Origin of the sequence: Mucilaginibacter sp. CAU 1740, assembly GCF_039839285.1 — a bacterium.
Taxonomy (GTDB): Bacteria; Bacteroidota; Bacteroidia; order Sphingobacteriales; family Sphingobacteriaceae; genus Mucilaginibacter.
Genome location: NZ_JBDOQS010000017.1, coordinates 198806 through 206151 on the forward strand (window position 1 = coordinate 198806; position 7346 = coordinate 206151).

A 7346-nucleotide genomic window follows, 5' to 3' on the forward strand; every position below is an offset into this window, starting at 1 on the left:
ACATTGATTTAGATAAATTATTTTAGTTAATTTTGTATGAGAACATCACAACAGATCATGCGCAGCACAGTAAAAGACATACGTTCCAAATCGATATTCGAATTGTCGGGTCAGGAACTGGCCGACAGGCTTCGTCCTACCGCTGATGCCGTTATGCGCGAAACATTCAACAGGAATGGCTATCTCACCTACTTCGATAAAGCGGTCTGTCCCAACACCGACTACATGGTGCATGAGTATCGTGATAGAAAAGAGCTGGTACGAATAGATGACCAAGGCACAGCACACCTGATCAAAATCCTTTAGTTATGACCTTGGATAACCCGCAACTACTGATCGTAGCGGGGCCGAACGGTGCAGGTAAATCTACTTTTTCAAAAGATTTATCCGCAGCCGGTGCATTTATCTTTGACGCTGATAAAGAGGCTGCAAAGATTGAAGCACTTTATCCCGGCCTCCCAGGCGAAAGTGTTTCTTACGCAGTTGAGCAATATTTTCAGGACTGCATAATACAAGCAATAAGTAAAAAAACAGATTTTACGGTAGAAACAAATCTCAGGGATACCGGACTAATGAATATCGTAAACCGGTTCAAGGAAAATAACTATATCGCCAACATAATTTATATTGGCCTGGGCAATGTTAAGCAATCCATGGACCGTGTGACTGCGCGTGTAAAAGGAGGCGGTCATTTTGTCGACACAGGTAGCATCCGTTATAATTATATCGAAGGATTAAAAAACTTTGAATACCTGGCGGATCGTTTCGACAATCTTGAATTCATCGATGCCAGTGGAGATTTATACGAACTAAAATCATTACTAAGCGTGCAGAACCGGCAAATATTTTTTGTGAGTAATGACTTGTCTGAATGGGCTAAGTGTACTATTTCGTCAATTGTACAGCAATTCGGTCGTACTTTTCCGGAGCGAGACAACAATAATGAACATCGTCAAGGTCCCAGACGTTAGAGAAACGATTGAATGTATATTTCTATTTAGAAATCAAATGAAGTGTCGATACCATTTATAGGTATTTATTTTTCATTGGCACAATGAGAGCCTAAATGCGCCACACTGACCAAATTTATTAAGTGTCTTTTACATCATAATCGTTCGATATAGAGTTCGAATCTCTCCGGGATCACATTTTTAGGCAAGTTGTCAAATTTACTGGCAACTTTTTTTATGGAATTTTATAAACGCGATTTCGCCATAATTGTGACTAATTGAATGAAAGCGAAGCGTGCTAAATCACCGAAATAAGTGTTCAATCTCAATTTTGTGAAAACACTTTTGCATCCAGAAAGTATTAAATAGATTGTTAAACTGTAAGTTCTGAATTACTGACACTAAATAATAAACACCGATTTGCCCAGTTTAAATGCTTTTTTAGACTATCCTAAAGGTCAAATAAACATTATAATAAAATGTTGGTTGGATATAGATGACCGAGCATAACACTTTCCCCGGAGAACAGCCCGAAATGCCGCTGCCCGGTAAGAAACCAGAGATCGAACAGCCACACGATCCTAAGCAAGCCGAAATACCCGAGGAAGACCCGCAGCACGAACCGGAGGAATTGCCACCAAACGCATCCCCGCCGGATGAGCCGCCGCTCACTCCCGGCAACTTATTTGAGGAATAAAAAACTATATCCGTTGAATTGCGTTAAGCTTAGGGATAAACATATCTTAGCTATTTAACCCCCAGGCATGAATCCAATTCTCAAACGCAATAACGTCAACATCATTGGAGACGGTGATCAGGTGATGTTGTTCGCCCATGGTTTTGGCTGTGATCAGAATGCCTGGAAATTCGTGGTCGACGCGTTCAGCGATGATTTTAAAATCGTCCTTTTCGATTATACCGGTTCCGGCCAATCCGATATACAGCAATACAGTTCTTCCAAATACAGCACACTGGATGGGTACGCCCAGGACGTGATCGATATTTGTGAAGCATTAAATATCAGAGATGCCATCTTCGTCGGCCATTCGGTCAGCAGCATGGTCGGTATCCTGGCCGCTAACCGCCACCCCGAATATTTTTCAAAAATGGTGTTGATCGGGCCGTCACCGAGATACCTGAACGCCGACAATTACACCGGTGGCTTTGAACGCCAGGATTTGGAAGGCCTATTCGAGTTTATGGAAAATAATTATCTGGGTTGGTCAAGCGCGATGGCCCCGGCCATTATTGGCAATCCCGACAGGCCCGAATTAGGAGAATTTCTGACGGGCAGCTTCTGTTCGACAGATCCCGATGTCGCCCGTGACTTTGCCCGCGTAACCTTCCTGTCCGATAACCGCGCCGATCTGGCCAAGCTTTCCGTTAAAAGCCTGACCCTGCAATGTGCGGACGATATTATTGCCCCGACCGCCGTGGGCCACTATGTGCATCAGCATACGCCCAATAATGAATTTTTTCAAATGAAAGCGGCCGGCCATTGCCCGCATATCAGCGAACCCGAAGAAACGATCAACGCGATCCGCTCGTTTATCCAACTGAATTAAACGATGAAAAAGCCGACCGGTGACGGAAAAAATGAAGTAGCGTCACTGGTTGATCTGGAGGAATTGTACCAGCACGCGCCCTGCGGTTATTTTTCACTGTCATCCGCCGGAACGATCATCAAGATCAATCAAACGCTGCTGAACTGGCTGGGTTACACATCCACCGAACTTTTGGACCAAAAATTCTCACAGCTTTTATCCAAAGGCGGGCAAATGCATTTTGAAATGTTTTTTTGGCCGATGGCGACCGTGAACAAGGGTGTTAAGGAATTCAGCTACGAGATCCTGAAAAAGAATAGGGCCGTACTCCCGGTATTGCTCAATGCTTCCGCCAAACTGGACAATAACAACCGCTTACTGGCGGTTAACGTTGTGCTTATCGATATTTCTGAACGCAAGACTTTTGAAAGGGAACTCCTGCAATCCAAAAAACTGGCTGAGAACGAGAAAAAACGACTGGAGTTTATGGCCGACCTGGTGCCCGAGATCATCTGGACGGCTACGGGCACTGGTTATGTGGATTATGTGAATGCCCGCTTTTGTCAATACTTTGATTGTGACGGAAAATTCACCCGCGTGAGTTTTATCATTTCCAAAGTACATCCTGATGACCGCAAAGATGCGCTACGTAACTGGCATGAAAGCCTGCGCAGCGGCGAGCCTTTTGAACAAAAGGTCCGGCTCATCAACCCCACAGGTGTTTATGAATGGCACTTGCTCAAAGCAGCCTTATTTTTGGATGAAGACGGCAAACTCACCAACTGGTTCGGCTCCTGCGCCAATATCGACCAGCACATCCAGGATGTCAGCAGACGCGATGATTTTATCAATATCGCCAGCCATGAACTGAAAACCCCGATCACCAGTTTAAAAGGTCTGCTGCAACTGCTGGACCGCATGAAAAGCGACCCGGGCAATAAAATGTTTCCCGGCCTGATCGAAAAGGCCAACCGGAATGTCAATAGGATCAGCGACCTGGTCTCCGATCTGCTGAACACGAATCAGATCAAAGAAGGACAGCTGCCGTTGAACAAAACCCTGGTCAATTTGACCAACCTGATCGGTGATTGTGTGCACCAGATACGGATCGACCAGCACTATGAGGTGATCACCGAAGGCGACACAAATATCACGGTGATGGCTGATGAAGGCCGCATCGAGCAGGTAATGAACAATTTAATTACGAATGCCGTGAAATACGCGCCGGACAGCAAACTAATACTTATTCAGCTATCCCGAACCAGCGAAACTGTTCGCGTGGAAGTCAGTGATAAAGGGCCGGGTATCCCGGCAGATAAAATACCTTTTTTATTTGAACGTTATTATCAGGTAAACAGCCAGATCAGTTATTATTCAGGCCTTGGTCTGGGGTTATATATCTGTGCCGAGATCATCAAAAAACATGGTGGAGAAATTGGAGCTACTAGTATATTAGGCAAAGGCAGCATTTTTTGGTTTACGCTGCCTTTATAATTTATTGTTTTTACCAATGTGCAGGTCCATATCAATTACAGATCATGTGCTTGGTACTTCAGAGACCAATAAAAACTTTCCGATACATTTTTTCGTCCGAAATTAATATTCAAACTACTTGTCAGCATACTAATAAATCAACTTATGCTTAAAACCTTTCAACCGGCAAGGTGAACCAAAAGGTGCTGCCTACTCCGAGCACGCTATCGGCGCCAACGCGGCCGCCATGTCGCCTAATGATCTCCGCGCAGATAAACAGACCCAAACCCAAGCCGTTGTACTTCGGTGCGGATTGGTCGGCTTGCCAGTAACGGTCGAACAAATGCGGGAGCTGTTCCGCAGGGATACCTGCGCCGGTATCCTTCACTGATACTTTTACGTTGTCGCCCAGGTCGTCAACAATCAGCCAAATCTTTCTGCCATGGGGTGCATATTTCACCGCATTATTCACAAAATTCACCACTACCTGATCAATCCGGTGCTCATCGGCATAGATGTACAATTGCTTATCACCTTCCACGATCAGTTCATACTTTCCGTCCACCCGCACATGGTTTGAGCAGGCATTCAGCATTTCCCAGACGCTGAACCGCGTCTTCTGTAGTTGGAGCTTGCCTTCGCTGAACCGGTTAATGTTGAGCAGGTCGTCGACCAGCGTACTGATCTTATACATGCTTTTGTTCGAACTGTCGATCAGATTTGGGGCCATCGGGTTCGACAAATTATCCTTCATCCGCTCCAGTAACTGCAGGTTGGCTTTCAGGCTGGTCAGCGGCGTTTTCAGTTCGTGGCTGGCGATGCTGATAAAATCATCTTTTTGCTCGTCCAGTTTACGTTGCTCAGTAATATCCGTGTTGGTGCTGAACCAACTGATGACCTTTCCGTCCGCGGCCGTGGTTGGTACCATGCGGGAAAGGAACCAGCGGTATTCCCCGTCCGCCCGGCGCAATGGAAAAGTATCTTCCCAGGCTTCGCCGTTCTTAAAATTACGGGCGATCTTTTCGACAACGCGGTCCACATGATCCGGGTGATGGACTTCGCGCCAGCCCCAGCCCCGCATCGCTTCGAGCGTGGTGCCGGTATAATCGAACCAGCGCTGATTATACCAGAAGATAGACCCCTCCGGATCAGCCATCCAGGCAAACTGGGAAATATTATCGGCGATCAGCCGGAAGTTTTCCTTGGCCAGTTCTATTTCCCGGCGGGCGTCCACCTGAACTGTCACGTCGGTCGCAACACACCCAGTCATATCACTGCTTAAACAACCGGAGCTGTTAGCAGGAAAACTGTCAAGGCCCGGCGATAGCCGGTTTATATAGCCTTGACTGTTTTCCTGCGTAGCTAATTTTGTGACTGCGGTGCTGTGACTAACCGATAATCTGTGGGCGGTCAAGGCAGGTGTGTATAAGGAACGAATACACTCCTGCACGAGCGGTGGCGAGGCTGGCGGCGTAATGGAACCCGGAGCGAAGCGCGTGGTGTAATGCAGCCGCCTGCCGCAGCCGCATGGCCGCATCATCTATCAAAACAAAAATATCCATTTATAATAGCACACTGCTTCAACGTGATATCTGCTGGCCCTGAGATTTTTTCTTTCGCCTTTTCTTTTCCTCAATCTCACTTTCCGGAACAATGTTAGCACTTCCAGAATATATAGGTTCCAGCATCACTTCCAGGAAACTTGCCGTTGTCTTACCTGCTGCCGATAGCATCCCGGTAGTAGTTGTAAATAAGCCATTAGCAACCCCATGGGCAAGTTCATTAGCCACCGACCTGCTTTCATAATTCTGCGAAGCACCTTCTACCAAAACACCCAGCTGTTCCCGTTGTAATAGTTCTCCGTTCTTCTGAACATTGGCGTAAGCCATCGTGTCCTTAAGCGGCCTGTCAAATTCAAAAAGGCCGTCAAAAAGGGATTCCCCGCTCTGTTTAAATGCTACCCGGTCAAACTGCCCCATCTTTTTAGAATGCTCCGCATTCTTTCCTCTTGAAGTATTCATCGGGCTAAGCTTAATCTTATTGGTTATATCCTTACGGCTAACAATAACCTGCACATGCATCTGCTCGCCCTCTTTAGGTTCGCCCCGCTGTTTAAAGCCCTTTTTTACCTCCTGGTCATTATAGCTGTAATAACGGTAGTTTTCCAGCTTGGCAAACCATAACAGGTCTTCGTTAGTGTTCACGCCGCCCCGGTTGAAGTTTTTTGCATAGGCATCCATCACCCTGACCGCGAAACCTTTCATCTGTTCTTTAGCACCATCCTCACCATACTGTTCTTTTAAAAACCTGATCTCCTTCTGGCTCGGGCTGATATTGACCAGGAAAAACTTAGCATCGTCTTTACCCAGTTTCGCGACATTATTATCGATACTGCGCATGACCTCATAAGGCTCGATCCTGATCTGCTGTCCGTTAAACCAGTATTCTGGTTCCGGCTTATGGTCGATCCGGTTTTCTTTTTCCAGGTAATTTACCAGCCCCGCGCTGCTGCCTTTGTTTGCCGCTTCTTTACTATCTGTAATATTGATAAACATAATACCCCCTATCCCCTAAAGGCGAATAATAAATATATAATCAAATCAAAGCAAACCGACCTGTGATCTGGCAACAGCGATCAGCTCATCTTTTTCCCGGCCCGAGGTCATCATCCCGAAAGCATCCCTGGATTTAATATAACCATCAAGAATGAACAGGAACTGTTTTTTTAAGTTATCTTTGCTCTTTTGACTTTTCGAGATCGTTTCCATCAGCGCATCTATGCCGGTTAACTTCTGCGCCAAAGCATGCTGATTATTCAGCAGGTCCGTATTTGCCTTGAGGACTTGCGTATTGAAACTCTCGATGATCTTGACTTGTGATACAATCATCCTGTCCATTTCCGTTTTGATCGGAATGAGCAGCATATTCTCCTGGTTTCGGATAAAACCAATATACTGCTGATGATTTTTCATCAGCGCATTCCTTAACAACTCATCATTCAGGTCCAAGGGATCTTTCTTGCTTTTATAAAAGTAATCGACCATCTGAATAAACACCTGCCGCTTGGTCCTGCCCAGTTTAAGGGCGATCTTTTCAAACTTCTGATCTACCGCAACCGGGTATCTCACTGATCTCACATTAATGTCTTCTATGCTCATATTCTCAAAACGGTCAAATAGCTGTATATGCAGCTAAGTTTTTATTCCCCTATCGAGGATACCGCCGGGTATCCTGTTTTCTTTTATTTCATAGGCGGAAACGCCCTAAAGTATCCCCGGAGGATACGTAAAACCCCCGTAGCGAAGCGTAGGGCAAGCAAAGTAGGGCTCTGCCCAACTTCCGCTTGCTCCCTCCGCTTTCGCGAAGCGACCACCGCTTC

Annotated in this window: 8 protein-coding genes; 5 read left to right on the forward strand and 3 right to left on the reverse strand. The window is 46.1% G+C overall.

Going from position 1 to position 7346, the window contains the following annotated elements; all coding sequences use genetic code 11:
• The first annotated feature begins 36 nt into the window (after positions 1 to 36).
• From AAFN85_RS28860 to AAFN85_RS28880, 5 genes are all read left to right on the forward strand, one after another.
• Positions 37 to 306 carry a hypothetical protein gene (locus AAFN85_RS28860; RefSeq protein WP_347531440.1) on the forward strand — a complete coding sequence of 90 codons (270 nt, stop codon included), beginning with the start codon at positions 37 to 39 and terminating at the stop codon, positions 304 to 306.
• Between the two features lie 2 nt (positions 307 to 308).
• Positions 309 to 971, forward strand: a complete 663-nt coding sequence (locus tag AAFN85_RS28865) for a zeta toxin family protein (RefSeq protein WP_347531441.1) — start codon at positions 309 to 311, stop codon at positions 969 to 971.
• Positions 972 to 1446: 475 nt separating this feature from the next.
• Complete coding sequence (locus AAFN85_RS28870; RefSeq protein ID WP_347531442.1) at positions 1447 to 1647, forward strand: hypothetical protein; 201 nt, start codon at positions 1447 to 1449, stop codon at positions 1645 to 1647.
• A gap of 67 nt (positions 1648 to 1714) precedes the next feature.
• Positions 1715 to 2515: an alpha/beta hydrolase gene (locus AAFN85_RS28875; protein ID WP_347531443.1), complete on the forward strand. Its 801-nt coding sequence runs from the start codon at positions 1715 to 1717 to the stop codon at positions 2513 to 2515.
• A 3-nt stretch (positions 2516 to 2518) separates the two neighbouring features.
• The gene (locus AAFN85_RS28880; RefSeq protein WP_347531444.1) at positions 2519 to 3988 is read left to right on the forward strand and encodes a PAS domain-containing sensor histidine kinase; all 1470 of its coding nucleotides are present in this window, start codon (positions 2519 to 2521) and stop codon (positions 3986 to 3988) included.
• A 148-nt stretch (positions 3989 to 4136) separates the two neighbouring features.
• Here the strand turns inward: AAFN85_RS28880 and AAFN85_RS28885 are convergent, their stop codons facing one another.
• The 3 genes from AAFN85_RS28885 to AAFN85_RS28895 form a co-directional block, all read right to left on the reverse strand.
• Complete coding sequence (locus tag AAFN85_RS28885) at positions 4137 to 5381, reverse strand: PAS domain-containing sensor histidine kinase (RefSeq protein WP_347531445.1); 1245 nt, start codon at positions 5379 to 5381, stop codon at positions 4137 to 4139.
• Positions 5382 to 5547: 166 nt separating this feature from the next.
• Positions 5548 to 6522: a DUF5712 family protein gene (locus tag AAFN85_RS28890; protein WP_347531446.1), complete on the reverse strand. Its 975-nt coding sequence runs from the start codon at positions 6520 to 6522 to the stop codon at positions 5548 to 5550.
• Between the two features lie 45 nt (positions 6523 to 6567).
• Positions 6568 to 7125: a BfmA/BtgA family mobilization protein gene (locus AAFN85_RS28895; protein ID WP_347531447.1), complete on the reverse strand. Its 558-nt coding sequence runs from the start codon at positions 7123 to 7125 to the stop codon at positions 6568 to 6570.
• Positions 7126 to 7346: the final 221 nt, after the last annotated feature.